The organism is Aurantibacter crassamenti, assembly GCF_016811105.1.
In the GTDB taxonomy this organism is placed as follows: domain Bacteria; phylum Bacteroidota; class Bacteroidia; order Flavobacteriales; family Flavobacteriaceae; genus Aurantibacter_A; species Aurantibacter_A crassamenti.
This window is the reverse complement of record NZ_JAFBGM010000002.1, coordinates 232,936-256,801: the sequence shown is the minus strand read 5'-3', so window position 1 is coordinate 256,801 and position 23,866 is coordinate 232,936. Positions and strand designations below refer to the sequence as shown.

General features: G+C 35.2%; 24 protein-coding genes. 11 read left to right on the top strand and 13 right to left on the bottom strand.

All coding sequences use genetic code 11. The features are described 5' to 3' along the window. The first annotated feature begins 5 nt into the window (after positions 1–5). Both JQC67_RS13715 and JQC67_RS13710 read left to right on the top strand, forming a co-directional pair. Complete coding sequence (locus JQC67_RS13715; RefSeq protein WP_203253491.1) at positions 6–437, top strand: hypothetical protein; 432 nt, start codon at positions 6–8, stop codon at positions 435–437. 302 nt (positions 438–739) lie between these two features. Beyond that, on the top strand, positions 740–1,081 hold the full coding sequence (locus tag JQC67_RS13710; protein ID WP_203253490.1) for a hypothetical protein: 342 nt from the start codon (positions 740–742) through the stop codon (positions 1,079–1,081). Positions 1,082–1,088: 7 nt separating this feature from the next. On the opposite strand, the gene JQC67_RS13705 is transcribed toward JQC67_RS13710, so the two are convergent. Together JQC67_RS13705 and JQC67_RS13700 are read right to left on the bottom strand one after the other, a co-directional pair. Next, positions 1,089–2,045 (bottom strand): TerC family protein, encoded by a 957-nt coding sequence (locus tag JQC67_RS13705; RefSeq protein ID WP_203253489.1) that lies wholly within the window; start codon positions 2,043–2,045, stop codon positions 1,089–1,091. Between the two features lie 73 nt (positions 2,046–2,118). Further along, positions 2,119–2,625 (bottom strand): YceI family protein, encoded by a 507-nt coding sequence (locus JQC67_RS13700; protein ID WP_203253488.1) that lies wholly within the window; start codon positions 2,623–2,625, stop codon positions 2,119–2,121. A gap of 220 nt (positions 2,626–2,845) precedes the next feature. Here JQC67_RS13700 and JQC67_RS13695 point away from each other — a divergent pair, with 220 nt between their 5' ends. After that, entirely contained in the window at positions 2,846–3,175 is a 330-nt protein-coding gene (locus JQC67_RS13695; RefSeq protein ID WP_238934785.1) for a hypothetical protein, read from the top strand. A gap of 117 nt (positions 3,176–3,292) precedes the next feature. Then, a complete protein-coding gene (locus JQC67_RS13690) occupies positions 3,293–3,646 on the top strand; it encodes a hypothetical protein (RefSeq protein WP_203253486.1) in 354 nt (117 codons plus the stop codon). Between the two features lie 32 nt (positions 3,647–3,678). Here the strand turns inward: JQC67_RS13690 and JQC67_RS13685 are convergent, their stop codons facing one another. After that, positions 3,679–3,981: an HPF/RaiA family ribosome-associated protein gene (locus tag JQC67_RS13685; RefSeq protein WP_203253485.1), complete on the bottom strand. Its 303-nt coding sequence runs from the start codon at positions 3,979–3,981 to the stop codon at positions 3,679–3,681. Between the two features lie 187 nt (positions 3,982–4,168). On the opposite strand from JQC67_RS13685, the gene JQC67_RS13680 reads away from it, so the two are divergent. The 3 genes from JQC67_RS13680 to JQC67_RS13670 all read left to right on the top strand — a co-directional run bounded on the left by JQC67_RS13680 (position 4,169) and on the right by JQC67_RS13670 (position 6,313). Next, positions 4,169–4,723 carry a DUF4251 domain-containing protein gene (locus tag JQC67_RS13680; RefSeq protein WP_203253484.1) on the top strand — a complete coding sequence of 185 codons (555 nt, stop codon included), beginning with the start codon at positions 4,169–4,171 and terminating at the stop codon, positions 4,721–4,723. Positions 4,724–4,982: 259 nt separating this feature from the next. Further along, entirely contained in the window at positions 4,983–5,300 is a 318-nt protein-coding gene (locus JQC67_RS13675) for a hypothetical protein (RefSeq protein WP_203253483.1), read from the top strand. Positions 5,301–5,962: 662 nt separating this feature from the next. Then, positions 5,963–6,313, top strand: a complete 351-nt coding sequence (locus tag JQC67_RS13670) for a hypothetical protein (RefSeq protein WP_203253482.1) — start codon at positions 5,963–5,965, stop codon at positions 6,311–6,313. Positions 6,314–6,541: 228 nt separating this feature from the next. On the opposite strand, the gene JQC67_RS13665 is transcribed toward JQC67_RS13670, so the two are convergent. The 7 genes from JQC67_RS13665 to JQC67_RS13635 all read right to left on the bottom strand — a co-directional run bounded on the left by JQC67_RS13665 (position 6,542) and on the right by JQC67_RS13635 (position 12,479). Next, positions 6,542–7,015, bottom strand: a complete 474-nt coding sequence (locus tag JQC67_RS13665) for a cupin domain-containing protein (RefSeq protein ID WP_203253481.1) — start codon at positions 7,013–7,015, stop codon at positions 6,542–6,544. Positions 7,016–7,028: 13 nt separating this feature from the next. After that, positions 7,029–7,748 (bottom strand): carboxymuconolactone decarboxylase family protein, encoded by a 720-nt coding sequence (locus JQC67_RS13660; RefSeq protein WP_203253480.1) that lies wholly within the window; start codon positions 7,746–7,748, stop codon positions 7,029–7,031. Positions 7,749–7,780: 32 nt separating this feature from the next. Next, positions 7,781–10,048: a xanthine dehydrogenase family protein molybdopterin-binding subunit gene (locus JQC67_RS13655; RefSeq protein ID WP_203253479.1), complete on the bottom strand. Its 2,268-nt coding sequence runs from the start codon at positions 10,046–10,048 to the stop codon at positions 7,781–7,783. A 5-nt stretch (positions 10,049–10,053) separates the two neighbouring features. Next, the gene (locus JQC67_RS13650; protein ID WP_203253478.1) at positions 10,054–10,521 is read right to left on the bottom strand and encodes a (2Fe-2S)-binding protein; all 468 of its coding nucleotides are present in this window, start codon (positions 10,519–10,521) and stop codon (positions 10,054–10,056) included. A 235-nt stretch (positions 10,522–10,756) separates the two neighbouring features. Then, on the bottom strand, positions 10,757–11,203 hold the full coding sequence (locus JQC67_RS13645) for a nuclear transport factor 2 family protein (RefSeq protein WP_238934783.1): 447 nt from the start codon (positions 11,201–11,203) through the stop codon (positions 10,757–10,759). Between the two features lie 10 nt (positions 11,204–11,213). Further along, a complete protein-coding gene (locus JQC67_RS13640) occupies positions 11,214–11,672 on the bottom strand; it encodes a nuclear transport factor 2 family protein (RefSeq protein ID WP_203253477.1) in 459 nt (152 codons plus the stop codon). A gap of 24 nt (positions 11,673–11,696) precedes the next feature. Continuing rightward, positions 11,697–12,479, bottom strand: coding sequence for a hypothetical protein (locus tag JQC67_RS13635; RefSeq protein ID WP_203253476.1), 783 nt, complete (start codon positions 12,477–12,479; stop codon positions 11,697–11,699). A 154-nt stretch (positions 12,480–12,633) separates the two neighbouring features. Here JQC67_RS13635 and JQC67_RS13630 point away from each other — a divergent pair, with 154 nt between their 5' ends. Both JQC67_RS13630 and JQC67_RS13625 read left to right on the top strand, forming a co-directional pair. Continuing rightward, positions 12,634–13,548: a helix-turn-helix domain-containing protein gene (locus tag JQC67_RS13630; protein ID WP_203253475.1), complete on the top strand. Its 915-nt coding sequence runs from the start codon at positions 12,634–12,636 to the stop codon at positions 13,546–13,548. A gap of 847 nt (positions 13,549–14,395) precedes the next feature. Further along, positions 14,396–15,427 (top strand): AAA family ATPase, encoded by a 1,032-nt coding sequence (locus JQC67_RS13625; protein ID WP_203253474.1) that lies wholly within the window; start codon positions 14,396–14,398, stop codon positions 15,425–15,427. Here JQC67_RS13625 and JQC67_RS13620 read toward each other — a convergent pair. The 3 genes from JQC67_RS13620 to JQC67_RS13610 all read right to left on the bottom strand — a co-directional run bounded on the left by JQC67_RS13620 (position 15,424) and on the right by JQC67_RS13610 (position 21,554). Continuing rightward, positions 15,424–17,853: a S8 family serine peptidase gene (locus tag JQC67_RS13620; RefSeq protein ID WP_203253473.1), complete on the bottom strand. Its 2,430-nt coding sequence runs from the start codon at positions 17,851–17,853 to the stop codon at positions 15,424–15,426. The genes JQC67_RS13625 and JQC67_RS13620 overlap by 4 nt on opposite strands. 1,017 nt (positions 17,854–18,870) lie before the next feature. Next, the gene (locus tag JQC67_RS13615; protein ID WP_203253472.1) at positions 18,871–20,244 is read right to left on the bottom strand and encodes a hypothetical protein; all 1,374 of its coding nucleotides are present in this window, start codon (positions 20,242–20,244) and stop codon (positions 18,871–18,873) included. A gap of 599 nt (positions 20,245–20,843) precedes the next feature. Continuing rightward, the gene (locus JQC67_RS13610) at positions 20,844–21,554 is read right to left on the bottom strand and encodes a LytR/AlgR family response regulator transcription factor (protein WP_238934779.1); all 711 of its coding nucleotides are present in this window, start codon (positions 21,552–21,554) and stop codon (positions 20,844–20,846) included. Positions 21,555–21,815: 261 nt separating this feature from the next. Between JQC67_RS13610 and JQC67_RS13605 the strand changes: the two genes are divergently transcribed. Together JQC67_RS13605 and JQC67_RS13600 are read left to right on the top strand one after the other, a co-directional pair. After that, positions 21,816–22,778 carry an alpha/beta hydrolase family esterase gene (locus tag JQC67_RS13605; RefSeq protein WP_203253471.1) on the top strand — a complete coding sequence of 321 codons (963 nt, stop codon included), beginning with the start codon at positions 21,816–21,818 and terminating at the stop codon, positions 22,776–22,778. Positions 22,779–22,852: 74 nt separating this feature from the next. Continuing rightward, on the top strand, positions 22,853–23,794 hold the full coding sequence (locus tag JQC67_RS13600; RefSeq protein WP_203253470.1) for an alpha/beta hydrolase family esterase: 942 nt from the start codon (positions 22,853–22,855) through the stop codon (positions 23,792–23,794). The last annotated feature ends 72 nt before the right edge of the window (positions 23,795–23,866 follow it).

Below are 23,866 nucleotides of genomic sequence, written 5' to 3'. Positions count from 1 at the left end.
ATTGCATGCAAGAATTCATTGCTTTTGCTAAGAAGAAATTAAATGTAGACCGCAGATTGCTACTGATTTATTGTCTGGTCTATTTTATTTGGGGACTGGGTATGAATTGGTTTGGTGCTCAAATGGAAATTGCCAAATTTACCTTTTGGTGGCAAATAATTACATGCTACATCTTTTATATGGTACCTATTTCATTACTGCTTCGCAAATTGCCTTTTCATATGCAGTATGCTTATGGTTTGATTGCAATGGGCGTTTTAGAATTTCTTGGGTATGCTTTACAAACTTCATATGCTTATCCGGATAATTTACTGGACCAGTTTTTTAATATTCGAAACTTCAGCTTGGCAATGGCCCTCTTTTTTGCATTGTATTTTCCTGCAGGTAATTGGTTAGTCAATAAACTTTATCACAATATCTTTAGCGTAGAAGTCTAACAACCTGTTTTTGAATATTTAGCAAATAGTAAAACTTAGGTTAAATTTTAAATTTAGACGTTAAACTTTGTGTTTAATCTTACATTTTTTGTAACTTAATATTTCTAACCACACAGAATTATTGTTTTGAGAACCAATAAAAAGTGCTAGCGCTTTTTATTTGATTGCATTTGGACGCTACTTATGTCCTACAGCAAATTGAAGGCAACAGTTAACCAAAACCTGATATTCAAAAATTGATTTTATCCATATTAAGTATGGATGTGATTATTGAATTATTTGTTTAACCCTAAAATTCTAACATGGAAAATATAGCAAAAAGTGAACGTATAAACAGTGAAGCTATTTCAAATAGAAATAGTCTTTTACAGCTGCGACGCACGAACAATGAAATTAACCTATTGAGCAATAAGATGAATTCGTACACCTATGAACCGTGTACGCATAGCTTACACCAAAAGTTTCAATCGCTTAAAAAACGAATGGAAAATTTAAAAAAAGACAATGATGAAATAATTACTTCTGTTGAACAAGGAAAAACGTTTATGGAAGATATTTCAGAAAAAGTTGTACAACAGATTCGCGATTTTAACGAATTACGTATGGGCATCTTTGACTATACTAATATGTTAAAATCACATTAGCAATTGATTAGTACTCATCTGTATTCTCTTTTTCAGGTATTAGTAATGATCCAAGAATTCCGCCTGTTAAAGCGAGGGTGATTACTGCTAGTGATACCCATTCTGGTGGGTGAACATAGCTTGAAAATAGCATTTTTAACCCTACAAAGGCTAGTATAACAACAAGGCTATAATTGATGTATCTAAACTTATCTAACATTCTTGATATTAAAAAGTACATTGATCGTAGCCCTAATATGGCTAAAATGTTTGAACTAAATACAATAAATGGGTCTGCAGTAATTGCTAAGATGGCAGGTATGCTGTCTAGGGCAAAAAGAATGTCTGTAAGCTCAATTACGATAAGTGCTACAAATAGGGGAGTGGCGGCATTTAGTCCCATGCGTTTTACAAAAAAATCATGACCGTGAATTGTACCTGTAACGGGGTATACCTTTTTTATTTGACGAAAAACCCATGAATTCTTCGGGTCAAAATCGTCATCGCCATCAGATTTTAGCATTTTAAAAGCTGTCCAGAGTAAGAATACACCGAAGACATAGATAATCCATTCGAACTTTGTGATTAGTGCTACGCCAAAAAATATCATTAAAGCTCTAAAAATGATGGCGCCTAAAATTCCCCAAAAAAGAATACGATGTTGATATATGGCGGGTATTTTAAAGGATGCAAAAATTACTGCAATCACAAATACATTATCTACACTTAATGAAAGTTCAATTAAATAACCGGTAACATATTTAAGTACGGCTTGATTTGGCGTAAGTGCGGTGGGGTTGTCGATCATTCCGTTTGAAAACAACCAGTAAATTACACCACTGAAACTTAGTGCAATGGTCACCCAAATGGCGGTCCATATACCAGCTTCTTTACTGCGAATAACATGATCGTTTTTGTGAAAAACGCCCAAATCAAGCGCTAAAAAAACGAGAACACAAGCGATGAAAATACCCCAAACCCACATAGCGTAATTTTTTAGGATGCGAAGTTAAGTAACTTTTCTAAATGAAATAAATAATGTTTTAAGTGTCTGAATTTCAATTAAGTGTAAAGACTAATTTGATGGTGACTTTATTGTCATCGTGTTGTTTCTTAATGCTGATACCGTAGTCGGCAGAATTCATTGTGGCCGTACCAATGAGTTGATTTCCTTGTTTTTGAAAAGTTATTCGTAAGGGTTTCTCAATGGCCTTAATAGTTAAGGTTCCTTCAGCAATGAAGCCATTGGTGGTTGCAGTAATGGCATTACTTTCAAAATATATTCTTTGATGTGTATCTTCATCAAAATATTTACTGCCTTTAAGTGACCAATCGCGCAGAAAAATTCCCGTTTTTATGCTTTTGACACCCACTGAACCTTTTAGTATAGATTTTTCAATATTTTCAAAATCAAGAATAGATTCTGATTGAAAGTCAGAAATGCTACCGTCAACATCTTTGGCTTCAAAATTAAAAGTGATTTCAGCTGATTGTATTGCTGTAGATTGACCAATTAAAGCAATAGGGCAGAGGGCAAGAAAAAAGATAAATAGTTTAATTTTCATAAAAATATACTTAAATGAGTGTTTTCAAAGTTATTAAATTAGTACTGGTAACGGTTCTTAGTTAATTTTTAATAAAGAAAATTATTGAAATGTAGTTCATCGATGTTCTTTAATTAGTTTTCGATAACTAACTTTTTTATTCGATAATGTGTTCACGAATTGCTTAAATATGGTGCTTTACAGATTATTTTCTACATTGCAACAAGAACATTATATGAAGATGAAAAAAGTTACATATCCGTTATTTGTAGTCGTTTTTTTATTGTTAAGCACTGCTTCAATACAAGCGCAAGAATTAAAAGAAAAAAAGGCAATTGAGCTTTCAGAGGAAGAAGAAGGACCATTGATGTATAAATTTGAGCCTAATTTTATTAGTGCTGTTGAGAATCGAAGAGCAGAAATAAGAAAAACGCATGCAATAATTGATACCATGCAGATAACAGATCGCAAACGACGACGTCTATTGCGAGATTTGTATAAAAACGGAGGATCAGAACGGTTATCAAAAGTAGTGTTAGCAGACACTAAATTTGAAGATGCCTCTGAATAAGTAAAGTACAAGAACAAACCCCAAAGTTCTTCACCTACTACAAGTGCCTAAGGCACAATGCTATGTGATTTATTCGTAAATTTAAACGGATGTCTGACATCACATAACTTTTTGAACATGACACAATTTAAGGGGCTAATCGTATTACTTTTTATTATTTCTATAACTGGTGTACAAGCACAACAAGCTACTGCAAACGAGAAAGAAGTGAACGTTAAAAAGTATACGGTTATGGAAAAATTTGAACCAGACTACGTACTTCCGGTTGAAGAGCGCAAGCGTTTGAAGATTGAACGCCGTGAAATTGTTGCTCATAGAAAAAGCATTCTAGATACCTTAAACATATCAGACCGCAGACGCGAACGTCTTTTTCGTGATTTAAATAAAAATCCGTTTTCAGATCGCGTAAATAAGCAATTTGCTGAAATTGAATTTGAAGACGATGCTGATATTGAAGATCAAAGTAAGTAGAATGCTTTCTTAAAAGTTTCGTTTACGGGCTTTTAGTGTGACCGTAGTTTATCTTTTCTTTTACTAAGTTGTCGTTCAAGTTCACCAATAGATTCTTTAGCGGAAGCTTCAAATGATCCTGTACTTGATTCAGAAAACAACCTTGGACCAGGGGCGCTCAAGCGAATATTACATATTTTACCCTTGTTTTCCTCAGATACATTTTCCGTTTTGAAAAATACATCGGCACGGACTATAAAGTCATACTTGTCAAATAGTTTGTTAATGTGCTTTGTCGTAAATTCTTCAAGACGTGCACTTGCTGTAACATTGTGATATTCGAAAATTATATTCATGGAGGTATTGTTTTATTTAAAGTTACACCGCAAAGGGTTAATTTCAAAAAATATCCACATAAAGAAAACATAAACTTTTAGAAAGCATCTGAGAATCAATGACTCGGCTTGTTTAATGCCATCAAATCTCATTGCTAGTTCACTAATTTTGGCCTAATTTGTGTGATATCATTTAAAAAAGAACACTATGAAAACAAATATGAAAATTATGCTCGTTAGTTTTGTTTTCGCACTGCTGATGAGTTGTGGTACTTCCAATAGAATTGTTAATCCATCTGAAAATTCTAGAACCCTTGATGAAATGGTGACCGCTCGGCAATTTAAAATAGAAGTAGAGCGTGTAAGACCTTTGACAACTACTAGCCTTAATGCTGTACTAAATAGCGGAATGCTGCCGCCTGGAAATACGGGTAGCCAAATTAATGTTATGGGTGATGGAAGTTATTTTAAGATGGAAGGTGATTCTGTATCGGCGGACTTGCCATATTTTGGTGAGCGCCAAATGAATGGAGGCTACAATTCAGATAGTGGTATAAAATTTAAAGGAACCTTTGAAGACCTTATTATCGAAAAGGATGATGCAAAACAACGCTATGATATACGTTTTCAAATAAGTGAAAACTCAGAACACTTCCAAATTCTATTAACCTTGTTTCCAAACCTAAAGGGAACAATAGCGATTACTAGCTCACAGCGATTCGCGATTCAATATGATGGGCAAATAGTAGCTATTAAAGAATAAGAGGCATCAAGTTTATAAGTTAATTACATAGCTAGGAGAGGAGCTTATAACATATAATTTAATAGTATAATCATCAAATTTCTTATAGATATAGTCTGTCGGTTGCTTCTTAATTTATTGTAGGAGAAGTAGCTTTTTTGTTTACTATTATAAAACAGTTAATTAAAGATTAATTGTTTGTTTTTATGATGATGAAATTAAATACAATGTTCACCTTTGTTACTCGTTAACAATAACATACACCCTAAATACCTTAGCTATGACGTCTAACTTAAAGCAAACTGAGAAATCTCATTTAATTATTGAATTACAGCGAAAAAGAAAGGCTGTCGATCAATTACAAATGAAGTTGAATTCGTACCAATGTGCACCAAAAACTTCATTTCTTTTTGAAAAGATGGCTACATTAAAAACTGAATTAAAGACCTTAGCGAATAATACAGAAGCCTTGTTAGCAACATTGTCTGTAAATGGAATTGTACTTGTAGATTATATGGAAAATGTAAAGCAACAATTTTCTAATTTTAATATGCTTCATACAGAAATAGAGGAGTATATTAAGGCAGCAAGACAATAGTCATTTCTTAGTTGTTAAAAATCCTATTTTACATAATATAAATTATAGTACAAAAAGGTTAGTTTGTAGTTTATAGGGGAATTCTCGTTTGTAAGCTATAATTCTATATTATGTAAAATATCCCTTAACCCTTTGAGAATCAATTAAAACTTACAACAGGGTCATCAACTTTTTTAAGCGGTGTCTGCGACGCATATTTTCATTTGTACCATAATTTGTCGTTATGTAAAATAGCCGCTGCCAATCGCTCGATTGCTTTTTAAATTATAAAATGCTGAAAAACGCATTTTAAATTTAAACACAATTTCCAGCCGCTTGCCAACGCCATTTAAAAGCTAGCCTTTTAGATTCATTCAAAATTTGAGTATTCAAGGAAATGTGTGCAAGATTTTTTTCTACAGCATTCTCGTCAGATTGTCGCAACAGCTAAAATTTTCTCTGCGAGCAAAATTCTTAGCCCTTGCTAACCTCACGTCTTGTTTGAAGCTTTTCTTTAGGTACTTATAATATTATGTAAAATACGGCATAAATTTTAGAGATTAAGTATCTCTGAAATTTTGGGCCAGATGATGTGCTGGCGTCGACTTAATATTTGTTTTCGAAGTTTCTGGTATGCTATTTGTCCTAATTGGAAAAGATTCTATTGTATAAAACAGCATATTATGAAAAGCACTTTCAAAGTTCTTCTATTATTGTTATTTACAACTACCATTTATAGTTTTGGATTTAATGAAATCTTAGAAAGCGATTGTGAACTGATTGAAAATGACATTTCAATAAAATGTGGTTTTCTAGAAGTAAAGTCACGTTTCAAGACCAATAAGATAGTAAGAGCAACAAGAGCAGGCTGTTTCCGGTGGGAATATTCAAAGAATGGAAAGGTAATAGCTGTATCCGAAATAATTACTATTAAACAAGGGGAAACTAAAAGAGGTTTTAGTAATAACGGTGAGACTGTTAAAATTAGATGTAGTTGTCGCAATCAAAGTCGCAGTGTGCGACCAAATTATTGAATTCTATCTTTGTACGGCTCAGTCCCAGAACCCCTACTCTATTAAGTTACTTGATTTAATTGACCTCTTAGATTAATACCAGCGGCATCTTCTCGCCGTCAATTATCAAAGACCCGCAGGGTCTTCACAATTGCCACGCCCCTCGCCTATTGTTTTGCCAAAATTCTCTTAGGCCCTAACGTTTACTTCAAAAACCAACATTTTAAGAAACTACGTTTGAATAGAAAATTATTCAGATTTAGCATTATATTCTTCGTCTAAAACCGGTTTAAACCACTGCGCGGGTCCTTTATCGCGACTTGAAATTGCTATATGAGCAAATTCGGAATTTTGGCTAGCCCCATGCCAATGTTTTATGTTGGGCAGGCATTTTATGGTTTCGCCTTGGCGAAGCACACGTTTACTTTTTCCTTCTTCTTGATAATAGCCTTCACCTTTGGTAACAATGAGAATTTGTCCCGCAGGATGCGAATGCCAGTTAGTACGTGCGCCAGGTTCAAATGTAACCAAACCCGCGTACATGGTATTTAAACTATCTGGGCTGGCCAACATGTTTAGCCACGCGGTGCCCGCAAAATTTTCATTGGTGATTTTTTCACCTTTCGAAAACAAGGCAGCATCCTTATGAATTTCTTTTGCTTCATTGCAACCAATCAACAGGGCTAAAATCAAAAATGTACTATATAGGGTGTTAATTTTCATCTCTTCAATATTATTATTTTCGATTATCAAGTACTTCTTTAAGTACAATTTTTGCTGCTTTTGCGTTCTCGGTCGTCGTAGTTCCTTCTAGTACTTTGGTGAACTGATGCAATTGTTCTTGCTGCCAACCAACGTTTAACGAAAGATTTAAATGGCTTTTTAACATGGGCTCTAAGGTTCCCAAACTTGCAATTACCGATATGGTTACAAGTTCGCGCTGTTTATGGCTAAGCACATCGCGCCCAAAAATATCGGCAAATAAATGTTCTTTTAAGAATCGGTCCATCTCTGGTGAGAATTCTTGATATGCAGGCTTTGGTCCGTCTAAAGACCTACCTACCAAGGTTTCTAAAATTTCCTTTCCTCGTTCATATTTTACGCGTGAATCTGAAATGGGGGTTACCTCTGCTCCCCTTTCATCAATAACACCCTCTTCTTTACGGTCATCAAGCACCTGTAAAAAAGTTTGTAAACCTCGAATACTTCTTGGAAAACCCGCATAAGCGTACACATGTACCAACAGCTCTTTAATTTGGTTAACGGTGAGCTTATTATCCAGCCCATCATGAAGGGCAATTTTTAAGTCCTCTAAATCACCTTGAGCAGTATAACTTGCAATTTTGATAATGCCTTCTTGCTGCAAAGTTAAAGAATGATCAGGAGTGTTTATATGTTGTGCTCCTAAGAGATTAACAAAAATTATTAGCAAAAAAAACAAAAATCTTGTTTTCATACTTATTAAGTAAATATTAATGCAAATTATGTTTAGCCTATAATTTGCTTTTCCTTTATAAATGGCTGCTGGTAGTGGCGTTGACCTGTTGCTTTATATAACGCATTGGCAAGGGCGCCCATAATTGGAGGAAAAGGCGGTTCACCCATACCGGTAGGATCAATTTCGCTTTGTACAAAATGAGTTTCGATCATTTTAGGTGCTTCTTTATGTCTAATTAAACGATAGCGATCAAAATTGCTTTGTTGGGGCATACCATCTTTAAATGTTAGGCCACTATACATGGCGTGCCCAATGCCGTCAATAACTCCACCTTCAGATAAATTGGAAGCGGCATCTGGGTTTACGACAATGCCACAATCGATGGCTGCTGTAACTTTTTTTACTACCGGGGTATCATTATCCATGACTATATCCAATACTTGAGCCACATAACTTTGATGACAGAAATAGGCAGAGACACCTCTGTGAACACCAGGTTCAGCCTGTTTCCAATTCGATTTTTCACGTACCAATTCCAATACCCCGGCATAGCGGCTAGCATCATAATCATTAGATTCCTTTTTGCCCACGGGATTTTCGTCTGCACGTTTCAGAAGTTCCAACCTGAAATCTATAGGGTCCTTACCCATTTCTTCCGCTATTTCATCTAAGAAGGACTGCTCCGCTCCGGCAATAAAGTTTGATCGTGGAGCACGGAATGCTCCAGTGGTAATATTTGAATCTACCGTAAAATCTTCTGCTAAATAATTATCGATCGCTCCCGCAGGAAAACGGTTGGCAAAAAGTGGACTTTCGGGGATGCCCCCTGCCCTTACATGAAAAGCGGTTAAATTTTTATCCGTATCAAAAGCTGCTCTATATGTGGCATAATATGCCGGGCGGTAAATACCCTGTGTCATATCATCTTCACGAGTATATACCAGTTTTACGGGAGCTTTCATACGCTGGGATATGGCTGCAACCTCTACCATAAAATGACCATACAACCTACGTCCGAATCCACCACCTTGGCGTGTCATTTGAATATCGATATTTTCCAATGGAATACCAAGGACTTCAGAAACGGCGGGTTCCATCCATTCGGGAGTTTGGGTGGGCCCCAACAATTCTGCATGGTCATCCGTAACATGGGCAAAGAAATTCATGGGCTCCATGGTGTTATGTGCCAAGAAAGGGCAGCTATAGCTACGCTCTATGATTTTAGCAGCATTTTTAAAAGCAGCCTCGGGATTTCCATCTTTACGGGCCACCTTGATTTTACTACTCGTAATATCCTTTAATTTGGCAGTATGGTCCTCAGAATTTTCCATACCGGCCGGGAAGGTGACCTTCATGTCGTTACCGAACATAGTCATGGTATCGGTAATTTCAGGATTGTTTTCCCACTCTACGTTCAATGCCTTTTTAGCTTGAAATACTTGCCAGGTACTATCGCCCACTACTACAATCAACTCATTAAATGCGGTAAAATGGAACGCCATTTTTTTGAAATCGTCATCATATAGTTTGATGGTAAATACATCGCGAATTCCAGGCATTTGTTTGATAGCTTCTGCATCATAAGATTTTAATTTCATACCAAATGCCGGCGGGTGTACCACCGATGCGATCAACATACCTTCACGTTGCACATCAATGCCGAAAAGGGGCTTTCCGGTAACAAGTTTTTTACCATCGACATTTTTACGGGAAGTACCGATTATGGAGAAATCCTTAATTTCTTTTAATTCTATTTCTTCGGGTACCTCTAGCTTAGACGCTGCGGAAGCCATTTCACCATAACCTGCGGATTTACCCGTAGCTTCATGTGAAAGAATCCCGGCGACCGCTGTAACTTCACCGACCGGAACCTGCCAGGTCTCTGCGGCGGCCTCTTTGAGCATATGACGGGCTGTTGCCCCTGCCATTCGTAAATTTTGCCAAGAACTACTGATAGACCTACTACCTCCGGCAACCTGCCAACTATAAAGATTTGTATTAAGGGCGGCCTGTTCAACGACCACATTTTTCCAATCTACTTCCAATTCGTCTGCCACGATCATGGGCATGGATGTTCTTACATTTTGCCCTATTTCAGGATTGGGCGACATTATGGTAACCACTCCATTATCGCCAATTTTTAGATAGCCATTGATTTCATACCACTCTTTCGGCATTTCTATTTCTACGGCCAGCGCCTCTGCTACCTTTGGTTTACATGAATTGAACCAACTGAATCCCAGAACCAGTCCGCCACCGGCAAGGCTACTATTCTTTATAAATGCGCGTCTTCCCTGTTTTGTCTTTATATGCGTCATGGCTATTAGGTGTTTTGGTTAATCTCTGCCGCTTTTTTAACGGCTTTTTTAATTCTCGTATATGTACCACAGCGGCAAATATTACCGTTCATGGCACCTTCTATTTCCTCTTCTGTAGGATTGGGATTCTTCTTTAATAGCGCCGAAGCGGTCATTATTTGTCCGGCTTGGCAATAACCACATTGGTATACATCAACTTCCAGCCACGCCTGTTGTACGGGGTGATTTCCGTTTTCTGAAAGTCCTTCTATAGTAGTAATGTGCTGTTCGCCCACGGCTGATATGGGCAATTGGCAAGAGCGTACAGCATTCTCGCCAAGATGTACGGTGCATGCGCCACATTGTGCAATGCCACATCCAAATTTTGTGCCTACCAAATTAAAGTGATCACGAAGCACCCATAACATGGGAGTAGATGGATCAACATCTATGTTTTTGGTACTTCCATTTATATGTATTGAAAATGTCGCCATAGTGATATCTAATTTTAGGTTTATATCAAGTTAATGATTTATTTAGTTGTGTATATAGAAAATCAAGATTATATCATAAATCTACAATGTTAAAACTCTCATTTTGAGCTAATCAACTTTCTAAATCTAGTTTTGGAGTTCGTATTTAAATTTATTTCTTTAATAAAAACCAAGATAATCCCTATCGAGTAAACATATATCAAAGCGGTTTTTACCATAATAATTAATAGTGTTTTTATTCGCGCACGAGTAGTTTGCTAAAGGTTAAATCTGCTAATTTCCAATTATCATTTTGCTTGATATATACTTCCGTGACCATAAAAGGATTAGTAACTTCATTCTGGCCTACTACTGCCACTAATGTAATTTCATTCCAAAGGATAGCAGTGCTTTCGTTCAATACTTCTACCATTACTTCATGAATTTTTGCCTTTTTGTAATGAATGAATCCACCTCTAATAATATCAACTTCACGGTCTTTACCCCAGGTACCGCCCATATGTACAAATTTTGCTTTATCATGAAAAAGTACGGCAAGACTATCAGCATTTTTATCAGCCATCCACTGCCATTTTAAAGTAGACAATTCCTTAATTTGCTGTTCAATTTCCGATTGGGCTATTGCCATGTGCATACACATAAATGAAATCAGAATACCTAAAATCAGTTGCTTATTTATCATTGTTAATTTTTTAGTGTTCAATTTTATGGGTATCTCGAACACTGCTAAATGTTAGGTCTAGTAATTTCCAATTCTCTCCTTCCTTTTTATAAAATTCCGTAACCGTAAATTCATTTTCAACATCATTTCCTCTTACATGTGCCGTAAGCGTAATTCGGTTCCAAAGAACAGCGGTATTGTCACCAAATGTTTCAACGGCAACGTCATGTACTTCAGCATTTTTATACCAAATGCTACCGGTCTTAATAATTTCCAGTTCCCTTTCTTTTTTCCAAGAACCACTCATATGTACAAATTTGGATTTTTCATGAAATAGCTGTTCCAAATTATCAACATCCTTATCAGCCATCCATTGCCATTTCAATGCTGAAAGTGACTTGATTTCTTCCTCTATTGTGGATTGTGCTAATGCATTGAAACTTCCTAAAATGGTAATGAAGATGGCTAAAATCTTAATTTTTGTATTCATTTTATTATTGTTTATTAATTAGTATTAAACTTTAGTTTGCTTGTGGATACTTCTTTTATTAGATGGAAAGCTATAATTTAACAACACGCTCCATGTAAAATCATCATCAGGCAAGATTTGTGTGCTGATTCCTTTGTTTACCACCCCTGTTAATGAAAAGGGACAATTTCTTTTCGCCAAGGTCAAAAATGCAGAAGTATAATAGCCGGTTAATTTATCTGAAGTAAGATAGTAAACTTGTGGCGTAAAATTGATAAATACAGTTTTTGAAAGGGGTATTTGTGTAAAGGAAGCATTTGCTACCAAGAAATTGGTCTCCTTTACACCTTCATCTAGACCACGCCCGTATAAATAATATATACCTAAGCTAAACCGCTCTGTTATTTTATAATTGGGTACTACTTCTGCGCCAATATATCTTCTTGATTCTAACAGTTCCTCATTCTGCCCATTGCGAATTACATTTACCGTTCTAAAATTGAGTCCGGGATGTGCGCCTACTCTAAGCGAGAATTTTTCTTTTTCAATTGCCATATAGCGAAACCAAAACAACATAGTCCAAGGTTTGCCTTCTAGTGAAAAGCGCATATCGGGTTCAAAACTTAGCTTTCCCTTGGTAAACTTTAAATCGAACAACAAAGCAGGGTCACCTAAAGAAAAGGAAGGTACCAGCGAAACTCCATTATGGGTAATACTCGCTGTACCTTTAAAATCATCTAAAAATTTAGGGTGATTTTCAGAAGTACTTTCTTGAGCGTACATGTTTGTTAATAAAAGCGATACTACAAACGTAACTACTTTATTCATAAAGGGTTAATTTCTTCTGAAACAAAATTAGGATAAGAAAATAGGCAGGGTAATACCCAAATAACGGATGTTTATACCATAATTACAGATTTTAAGATCAGGGTTTCATTACATGATAGTCAATAGGTTATCTTTATTTTAAATACAATTGGTCGTGAAGAATATTTTAGAGATTAAAACCATTGCAGATTACTTTAAACTGCGAAATTGTGAAGTGCTACATCCGTTGGTGGGTATAGTAGATTTTGACAAAGTGAACCAAATCAGTTACACTAATAAGTCTTACGATGGATTTCATTATAGTTGCTATGCCATCTACCTAAAAGATGCCGTAGGGTGTAAATTGATGTATGGCGGGAATGCTTATGATTATGATGAGGGTACATTGGTCTTTATGGCGCCTAACCAAACCATTGAATTTGGTGGGTTCGCCCCCGATTATGTACCAAAAGGCTATGCATTACTGTTTCACCCAGACCTGCTATTGGGCACTAATCTGGCTAAAAAGATTCAGGAGTTTAATTTCTTTGCCTATTCTAGTAATGAAGCTTTGCATTTATCGGCTAAAGAACGAAAAGTGATTTTAAGTTTGTTGGAAAAAATTCAGTTTGAATTGGAACTACCGATAGATAAATACAGTAAAAAACTGATCGTAACCAATATTGAGTTGTTTTTAGATTACTGCCTTCGATTTTATGATCGTCAATTCATTACACGAGAAGTAGTGAACAAAGGAACCTTAGAAAAGTTCGACAACCTTCTAAGTAGCTATTTTTCTTCGGATAAACCAAAAACTAACGGCTTACCTTCTGTTGGTTATTTCGCAGACCAATTACATCTGTCGTCAAACTACTTTGGAGATTTGGTCAAAAAGGAAACTGGAATATCTGCCCAAGAATATATACAGATAAAACTTATTGATGTGGCAAAAGAAAAAATCTTTGACCCTAACAAATCAGTAAGTGAAATAGCATATGAATTGGGTTTTAAATATCCACAGCATTTTAGTCGTCTATTCAAACAAAAGGTAGGGCATTCGCCTAAAGAATTTAGGGCCTCTATTAATTAATTGAGGTTAAAATCATTCCACACACATTGCTTTCCCTCCTATCGTCGGTCAGTTAATTAGTGTTCCATTACCTTCGAGAAGAAAGTTTAAAGAAAGAAAAAAATCAATGAAAATTTGTAGATACTTTCGTTTTTAATCAAAGCTCAAGTTACATAACGCGGAACATTATAGTACAATTATAGCAAATTCAGCGAATAGCGCATTTTCGCGCTATTTGATATAATATCAGATATAACAACACGTATGTGTTTTATATCGGCAGATATTATGTCAAAGCTAATTTGCGGTTGGTATCATCATAAGTTGTTTTAATTCCGTCACATCGTCTTGCCGAAAAATAAATCACCCAATGGGTAATTCATTTTTCTTGCGTACGTCAAAGCTAATTTGCGACCAGTATCAACATATCTTTTTAAATGGCAGCTACATCGTCTCGCCGCCAAATAAAATCAGCCACTGGCTAATTTCTTTTGTCACGTAGATAATTTTGGAAACAATGTACGGGTTGGTCGCTAAATATTAGAATCTATTGTAACTCTTAAGACTGCTTTAAGGTAAAAGAAACCATATGGCAGCCAACTATTATTATAACCAGCCCCCTAAAATTTTTAACGCTCCTCTCCCCTATTGTTTAGCTAAAATTCTCTTAGGCCATTTTGCCAGAACATCATCAGGGTAGTAATATGAAAATTTAAGAAAAGTAGATTTGTAAGATTTAAACTTAGTTATGTTAAGAAAACTATAGTATTTAAAATCACTAAAATTTCTATAAAATACCTATCTTCAAAGATAAAATACTAAAATCTCGGCTTTGTTCGTTATTTTTACACAATAAAAATAGAATATTTTGAGTCAATTTGATTACATAAAAGATATAGCTAAATATGGTCTGGAAAATGACCAGGAGCAACTTATGTCTGTACTTAATGCACTCGTTGAACATTCTAAGAAGACAAAAAAAGTAAATTTTGCAATTCAATTGCAATCTATTCTTAAAGAATCTATGCGCCAGCAAAGCGCAAATAATCTAACTAAAGTTGGCTCAGATTCATATCATCAACGTATTGACGACCGTGATATTCAAGATTTAATTCTTGAAAAAATCACATCGGATTATTCTTTAGAAAACATAGTTGCAGATGATGATGTTATGGGAGAATTGAAACACTTCATTGAAGAACACGATAAAATTGAATTGCTGCAACAATTTAAACTTCCTGTTTCTAACAAACTATTATTACATGGTCCTTCAGGTTGTGGTAAAACACTTGCTTCATATGTGATTGCAGGGGAATTAAAAAAGATGATGGTTGTTGTGAATCTAGGCGCTATTGTTTCTTCTAAACTAGGGGAAACAAGTAAAAATCTATCCAAGATTTTTAAGAAAGCTGCACTTGAAGACTGTATCATTTTTATTGATGAGTTTGATAGTTTAGGAAAGGTTAGGGATTATAGTCAAGACCATGGCGAGATGAAACGTGTGGTTAATACGATACTCCAATTGTTTGATTATCTACCACAAAGTAGCATCGTAATTGCAGCAACAAATCAAAAAGAAATGCTTGATACGGCATTAACAAGAAGATTTGATAGTATTATAGGTTTTTCATTGCCAAACGCAAAGCAAATTAAAAACCTTGTTGAATTGACATTGAATAAGAGCGGTTTTTCGTTTAGTAACAAAAGCGAAGCAGCTAAAATAATGAAGCAATGTGTGGGCTTATCATATTATAGTATTCAAAAAACGTTATTAACTTCTTTAAAGCGTAGCCTATTCAAACAGAATAAAAAAGACGTCAAGTCTATTACCAAAATAGACGTTAAAATCTGGAAAGCCCTTGTTATTGCAGAAAAGAAGTCGCTTAAAGTAAGTGCTTAAACTTCACCCTCTAAATCTGCCTCAGCTTCAGCAACATTTATGACTTCTACACTATTTATGGCACGTAATTCATCATAAAGGCGACCAGTATTTACTTTTAAAGTTTCTTCAATTTTAAGAACAAGAGAAAAATTAAACTCTTTAGGGTAATTTTCTACTTGAGACGCCATTATTTGATTGGAAAGTCTTGCCTGAACAGCTAATTTAAAAGTCCTTTCTTCATTACGTAAGAGTGATACATCAACATTAAATGTTAGTTTTTGAACATTACTATATGGTGCTGGAGTAGCTTTATCTCTAGCCGATTGTGACCAGGTAAGATTACTGCGTAATTTTGAATTAAGTTCTTTTTGCACTCTATTAATCTCTTCAGAAGTATGATTTCTATAAACACTAAATGCCATATGGATTGGACAATATGTTAGTTGGTTATGTTGTAATGGTAAAAAACTAAAACACAAGGTTGCAGTTACTTTTAATATACCATTATTTTTACCCAGAGGTGTTGATACAAGATAATCTGGAAAGTTAATTGGGTAAATCTTTTGCTCTTCACTCTTAATACTATCTTCCAGAACCATTGTCGCATTATTCTCATTAGAAAAAATGGTTTGGTCGGCATCTATAAGTCCATAGCCAGAAGTTCTGTTTAACAACGTTTTATGGGCGTCAGGATACACTATGCTTTTTAATGTTGCTCCATTAACTATTAATGCTTTTAAAGTTTGTGATTTTAAGTCAGGGTATGCAATTTTAAGTTGAGCTGCAAGATTTGCAACTAAAGGTGCGGCAAGACTAGTACCTACTTCTTTGGTATAACCCATAGCCGGATTTGAAGATAAAACTGTCATTGCAGCATTATCCATAAAATCAATGGTTGTAGGATTATAAAAACCATAATCACCACCACTTTCTAAAACGTCCGGTTTAAATAGGTTTTTGTTACGTTTTTTCACGGAATTTATAGCAGCTAGGTCAACATGATCTTTTCGCGAGTAGATAGTTGGAAATTCTTTTCCTGAAGAAATACCATTAAAAACACCGCTATAGAGTCCGTCAGCAGCTGCACCAACAGTAACATTATTCATTGAGTCTGCCGGCGTGTTTAAATTGGTATGTTCATTAGTGAAATATTCTAAATCGTAGTTTATATTTTCATTTAAAGCATAATCATTATTACCTGTACTTATAAATATCAGACTATCGGTCTTATGAGCGAACTTATCTAACTCATACGTGTAGTTTGAAAACATTTCATTGGTACTCTTATGTGTGTTATAGCAAATGGTTAACACAAAAATACTTAGATGCGGATATTTCGTTTTTGCATCATATAGCATCTCGAGAACCTTCTTTTCGGATAAGTAACCATTAGAATTCCCAAGCAATTTTATAGATAACAGCTTGGCGTCTGCATTCACTTCTCCTTGAAAATTATTAAGATGATTTCTTCTTCCAAGCGCCGCAAGAGCTCCTACCATTGTACCATGACCATGATTTCCATATTCATCTATTAGTGGATTTCCTCCTAGGTTAAAGGTATCATCTTGAACAGTAATACTAGCCAAAGGGGTTTGCATGCTAATACCAGTATCCAAAATACCTATTAATGGTAATTCTTCATCAGTATTTGAGACTTCAAAGCCAAAATCCCTATTCGGCACGTTGTATTGCCCAGGGCTAATCACTCCAGAAAGTGAAGAAGTAATACTCTCAATGATATCGAAATTTTGGGCAATAGCAGTTAATTCTTCAAGAGTTGCATCATATATTTCCAGGCGATTATTTTCTCTATCAATATTATAGTCCAAAATATGGTCAGTAAGATAAAATTCAAGTGCTTCAATTATTGAGTTTTCCACTTCCTGATTGGCGGGTAATTCTATTGTTTTAAGAACAACCACGTTACCTAGACTCTCTGCGTTCACTTTTAAAACGTCGGAAAGCGTTAGCAATTTGAAATTTTTTACAAAGCGTATATTTTTATTAAAAGAAGCGGTTTCATCATTTTCTAAACCTCTATTGATTAAACCTTCAACGCTATTAATAAATACTTGAAACTTTTCACGGTCAGAAATTGAAAATAAAGCAGTTCGATTATATTTAGTAAAGCTCACCCCTTCAAGTCCAAAAGTATTATACCAAATACTATAGTATTTCTCAAGATGAAACTGACCCATGAAGTCTACTTCAACATAATCTATATCATAAGGTACATCTATAGTTTCATCTTTTGAGGCAATTTTTAATTCTAAATCCTCACGGTACGATTCTAAGTTATCCCGAAAACCTTTTGCCATATAAAAATAGTTTGGTTCGGGACGGTTTTCAGATTTTGCCTCTGGGGCACCGTAATTAAATTTAACTATTCCAGTTTCCGAAAGCTGTCTAGCTGCAATAATTCTTAAATGATTTCTGTTTGGCATTCCTTAGTTAAGGTTTTAATTAAAATCTTATCAAATTGATAAGTGTTATTATTAGTGGAAGTAATAACCAAAAAAAACGAAACTCAAATATAATTGTTTTTAACAAGTAACCATTTACAAAATTCCGTAATCGATTGTGAACTAGAAAGAATAATCCCATTCCATACACATTGCCTCTTCACTCCTATCGTCGCTTGGGCAAAGAGTATTCCATTATCTTTTGAGAAGAAAGTTTTAGAAAGAAAAAAATCAATGAAGATGGTAACAACTTTGCCTGCGCACCATCTCGCTCAAATAATAAAGATTCTCAATCTTTATTATTATGCCGTAACCAAAGCTCAAGTTACATAACGCGGAACATTATAGTACAGTTATAGCAAATTCAGCGAATAGAGCATTTTCGCGCTATTTGATATAATATCTGCCGATATATCAATACGTATGTGTTTTATATCGGCAGATATTATGTCAAAGCTAATTTGCGGTTGTTATCATCATAAGTTGTTTTAATTCCGCCACATCGTCTTGCCGAAAAATAAAATCAGCCACTGGCTAATCTTATTTGTCACGAATTTAAAAGCTAGCCTTTTAAATTTTTTTGAAATTTGCGATTTAAAATATGAGCCAGTTGGCGCGCTGGCAAAATAATAATTTTTTAGCCCTTGCTAACCTCTCGTCTTGTTTGAAACTTTTCTTTTAGGCGCTTATATTATTATGTAAAATAGACTTTCAACATTGTAATCAGTAATCGTAATGTTTTATCTTTTTTTCTTGATAAAAAAAGAAACAAAAAAATCAAGGCTAACAGATAATTTTGGAAACAATGTACGGGTCGGTTACTAAATTTTAGGATCCATTGTAACCCTTAAGGCCACCTTTAAGGTAAAAGAACCAATCTGGCAGTTAACAATTATTGTAACCAGCCCCCTAAAATTCTTAACGCTCCTCTCCCCTATTGTTTTAGCCAAAATTCTCTTAGGCCGATTTCCAATACATAATCAGTACAATTGTTCATGATTAGTTCAATCGCGTTAACACAACAGCTTCTTTGTTTTCATTTTCATTTAGTATTATCAAATTATCATTTAAGTCCATTTCTCCTAATATTTTTACCCCATCATCATACCGTAGTGCAGATATCTGAACGTGACCATTATCTAAAAGTAAAATATTATACATTTCATACCCTTCATTAAGTAAAGTTTTGTAACTCAAATCTTCTAAATTGATTTCATATAAATCAGTATCTTTTGCTAAATAAACATATTCATTTGAATAGGATTTTATGGACCATTTGTTGAATGATGACAATACTGGATAAGAGGAATCAGGCACTTCAATAATTTCTACTGTTTTACTAGATTCATTAAATCTCCAAGATTCGTTACCATAACCGAAAAAATAAACTGCATCTTTGTCCTTATCTGAAATGTATTGATATGAGCCTGGAATTAGTTCTATGGCAACCGTCTCTTCAGTATTCCCTTCCCATAAAAGAATTAATTCCAAACTGTCATCATTTGAACTAAGACGGCTAATTCCAGTTGTAGAGTCTAGACTTGTCCACCCACCATGATTAGTTAGCAGATGTATATTCCCATCTCTACCTTGCCAATAATTGTGAACTCTTTTATCGGTCAAGCTTTCTACATTTATAATACCTCCATTTTCCTTTCTAATTTTAGTAGTGTTATTGCGTTCTTCCGTATATATACAATTCCCTTTTGAATCTACTGAAAAGTAATCAGCGATTTGCCCTTCACTTAAATATTCTTCAATGGTTATTCTTTCAGGATTCGTCGAATCAATCTTATATACCATATACCCACTTAAATAATAAATATTTCCTTTTGCATCGGTTTGAAAAGGATTTTCTCCATTATGTCCTACATCTACATGATTTGGAAATATATCGAATGAAAACAATGCACCGTCAGATTTCCTGACAAGGATTTTGTTGTATTCTATAATAATTTCATTATCAGATGATATAGTAAAAGAGCCTTCTAGGACCATATACACGTCACTAAGATGATGGATGTTTTTTACAATTATTCTTTCTTGATATTCAGTGTCATCTGAGCCTAAATTAAAGAGAGACAGATTCTCCATTTGCCCGTTTGAATCTACTTTAAATAAGTTGTTTTGCAAAGAAATGCTTTCTGTTTTGCCAGATTTAGATGATTCATTATTCTTATCACCAAGAACAATAAGGGATTTGGCATCTTTTATTTCAATAAGTTGGTTTTCAATGCTAAAATCTTCTGAACCAACCTCAGGTTCATTTTCTTCATTAATTTTATTAATTATTGGAGTATTCTCCGCCGATTCCTTTGTGCAGCTTAAAACAGTAAATACCAGAAGTAAACTGATAAAAATTCTTAAATTCATTGAAATAGATTTAGGGTTTGTATTATTTATCTGATTTTATTTAAACCAGTTTATTAAATACTTCAATAGCAAAAGATTGATATATTAAAACGGAGCAAAAATCTAAAAATTGTTTAGCAGTAAAATACCATTCCACACACATTGCCTTCCTCCTATCCTCCTTCGCGAAAAAGCTTCGGCGGACAAGCTCGTCGGTCAGTTCATAAGTGTTGCATTACCTTTTGAGAAGGAAGTTTTTAGAAGACGTTTTAATTTTAAAGATTGAGAATCTTTAAAATTTAGGCGAGATGGGGCATTGGCAAAAAGAAAGTGAAGTGCCAAATATGCCAGCGCGCCAACCCGCTCAAAAAATAAAAGGTCTACTAGACCTTCCATTTTTATGCCGTCAAAGCAAAGTTATCCGCCGAAAATGGCGGACAGGCGCCACGCAAGACATTATGATACAAAAATGTATCATAATCTGAGGTTATATCAAATAACGATAAGTTACTTAAACAAATAGCGATAAGTTATAAGTTATTTGAGGAAAAAGCAACACAATTAGTAGTTAGTATCACTTCGGAAATATATGTTTATGTTATTGGGTAACATGTTTTGCTCTATATCTTTTCTAAAATGGCCTTTTTATACGATTTACCAATAGGTAGTTTAGCATCACTCTGAAGTACAATTTGATTGCCTTCAATCAATTTTAATTTGTTGAAGTTGATCACAAAAGATTTATGTATTTGTATAAAATCTGGGGGCAGCATTTCTAAAAAATTTGATAGCGTTTGTGGCGTCAGAATCATTTCTTCTGTAAAGATTTTGATATAATTGCCATGTGCTTCGATATATTGAATTTTATCAAAATCGATTTTAATAATCTTCTTATCGCTTTTTACGAAAATAGATGTTACGACTTCCCCCCTATTGTCTGATAATTCTGTGGCTTTTTGATGAACTTCTTGTCTTCGTGTAAAACTATCTCTTGCTAATTTTAAAGCAGCTCCTAAAACAAGACCGAGTAGCATAATGCCGAAGTAATTGAAGAACATCTTTGAATCAAAAACTTTATCGGAAATAGCACTTGTGATTAGTGCTGAAATAAGGGTGAATACAACAGCATTGGCGGCGAAAAGACCCATAAAAACTATTAATTTTTCTTTTAAAAAAGGTAAAATAAACAGATTGTTTATATAAACTGCAGGAGTCAATAAACAGATAGCAAAAATAGCGGTCACTACTTTATTAACTGGTTGTACGGTGACCGTCAATAGCAGAAAAACAAAAAACCATGCCAATAGGTTCTGTGCGATTTTGTTAGTCATTAAGCGGTCTAATACGGACATGGGATTCGTGTAGAAATCTATTCAAAATTAAGGTATTCCCCTTCAACTGCTAGTAGTTAAGTAGTTATGAATTGCATTTGAATGTAAACATTTCTTTTTAGTTGATACAATTTTAAGGGATTTTCATCATTAAACGACGTGTGTTCGTCATTATTTGTTTTTAAATATGTAAAATGTCATGAAATTTGTCTGAAAGAATAATTTAAGCTATAAATCGTTTTAAAGATGAAAATCATTGTTATGAAAAACTTACTATTTTACTTGGCCATGATTGTACTAATGCTAAGTTGTTCTAAAAAAGAGGACATAAACCTTTTGCCTGGTGTACAAGGCTGGCATAAAAATAATACTATTGATATTTCAGGTACAAGCAGAAACTACCACATATACCTTCCGCAGAATACTTCAAATGCTCCAATGGTGATTTTGTTTCATGGCAATCGAAGCAGTAATGATGAACTACTCGGCTTTTCAAATGCAAAGGCTCCTTATAAAATCTGGGAGGAAATCGCAGCACAAGAAAATATAATTCTCATTGCACCTAACGGAACTTATGGTTCAAGTGGCCATCGTGGATGGAATGATTGCCGAAGCGATTCTGAAGGGAATCCTGATGCGTATGATGTTCTTTTTATCGACCAGCTTATAGACTTTATTGTGTCTGAACATGATGCTAATGCAACAAGTGTTTTTGCTGTTGGCACTTCTAATGGTGGGCACATGGCTATGCGATTGGCTCAAGAAATGCCTGAAAAGTTAAGCGCTTTTGCAGCTATTGTTGCCTCAAATCCAGTTAATTCACAATGTACTAGCTCGGCTTTACCGATTTCAGCGTTGTTTATGAACGGTACTGAAGACCCGATTAATCCTTATGAAGGTGGAGAAATGAGCAGTAATCGCGGAGAAGTATTTTCGGCCCAAGAAACCATTGCTTATTGGGTAAATAGAAATCAGACCGATTCAAACCCGACGGTAACTGATTTGGCGAATACGGATACCTCTGATAATAGCTCTGTAAAAAAGCACCTATATACAAACGGAGCAAATAATACGGAAGTAGTTCTTTATGAGGTAATTGGCGGCGGGCATACCGAACCCAGTATATCTGAAAGATATGGCAATCTCTTTAAGGCAGTTGTTAAGGAGCAGAACGGAGATATTGAAATGGCTAACGAAGTCTGGAATTTCTTTAAAACCAAATAATAAATAGCGTGAAAGACATTGAGAATAATTTTCGTAGACCTTGCACCGAAACGAAATGGAATTTGGTTTTCTTGATGCTCCCACTTTTCCTATTTGTGATGAGCAGTTGTTCAAAAGATGACGATGCCCTTACAGATAATCTAGGGGAATTCAATGCAAAAACTATTCAGCATGATGGCGTGGAACGTACCTATCATATGTATTTACCCAATAATTTCAATAAAACAAATGCTTCTCCTCTGGTGTTAGCACTACATGGTGGCGGTGGTACTGGTAGCCGTTTTGAAAAAGACGTTTCGGAAGGTAGTTTAACCGCGGCGGCAGAAGCAAGAGGAATGGTGTTAGTTACACCCAATGGCATTGATAAGCGATGGAATGACGGCCGCACTGAACACTTCGGCGGCGATAGTATGTATGATGATGTAGGGTTTATATCCGCCGTTATTGATAGGATGATTGAAGACTACGGTGTGGATTCTAACAGGGTTTATGCTACAGGAATATCAAACGGAGGGCTGATGTCATTTCGTCTTGCCCTGGATCTTTCAGATAAAATAGCGGCCATTGCCCCTGTCACTGCTCAAGTATCAAAGGCGGTTGAGTCAAAAGTTCCTGATTTCCCAGTCTCTTTGATGCTGGTAAATGGGGTAGACGATCCTTTGGTACCCTATGATGGGGGTTGTATCGATGTACCATTGAGTAATCAATGTAGAGGAGAAGTGTTATCAACAGATGAATCTATCGCTAAGTTCTTAGATTTCAATCAATGTGCAACACTGGCAGAAACAGAAGCTATAATAGACCAATTGCCTAACGACGGAACTAGTGTGGAAATAACAAGATATAATACCTGTGCTGATAAGGCTGATGTTGTTTTAATCAAAGTTATTGGAGGAGGTCACACTTGGCCCGGAGGTGCTCAATACCTTCCCCCAGATCTTGTAGGAGTAGTTAGTAGTGAGATCAACGCTAGTGAAATGATTCTTGATTTCTTTTTAAGTCATACAAGAAATTGATTGGCTGATTACTAATTTTCACAATACTTGATGATACATACTTTTGGTTCAAGGCATTTTAGTTTAAATACC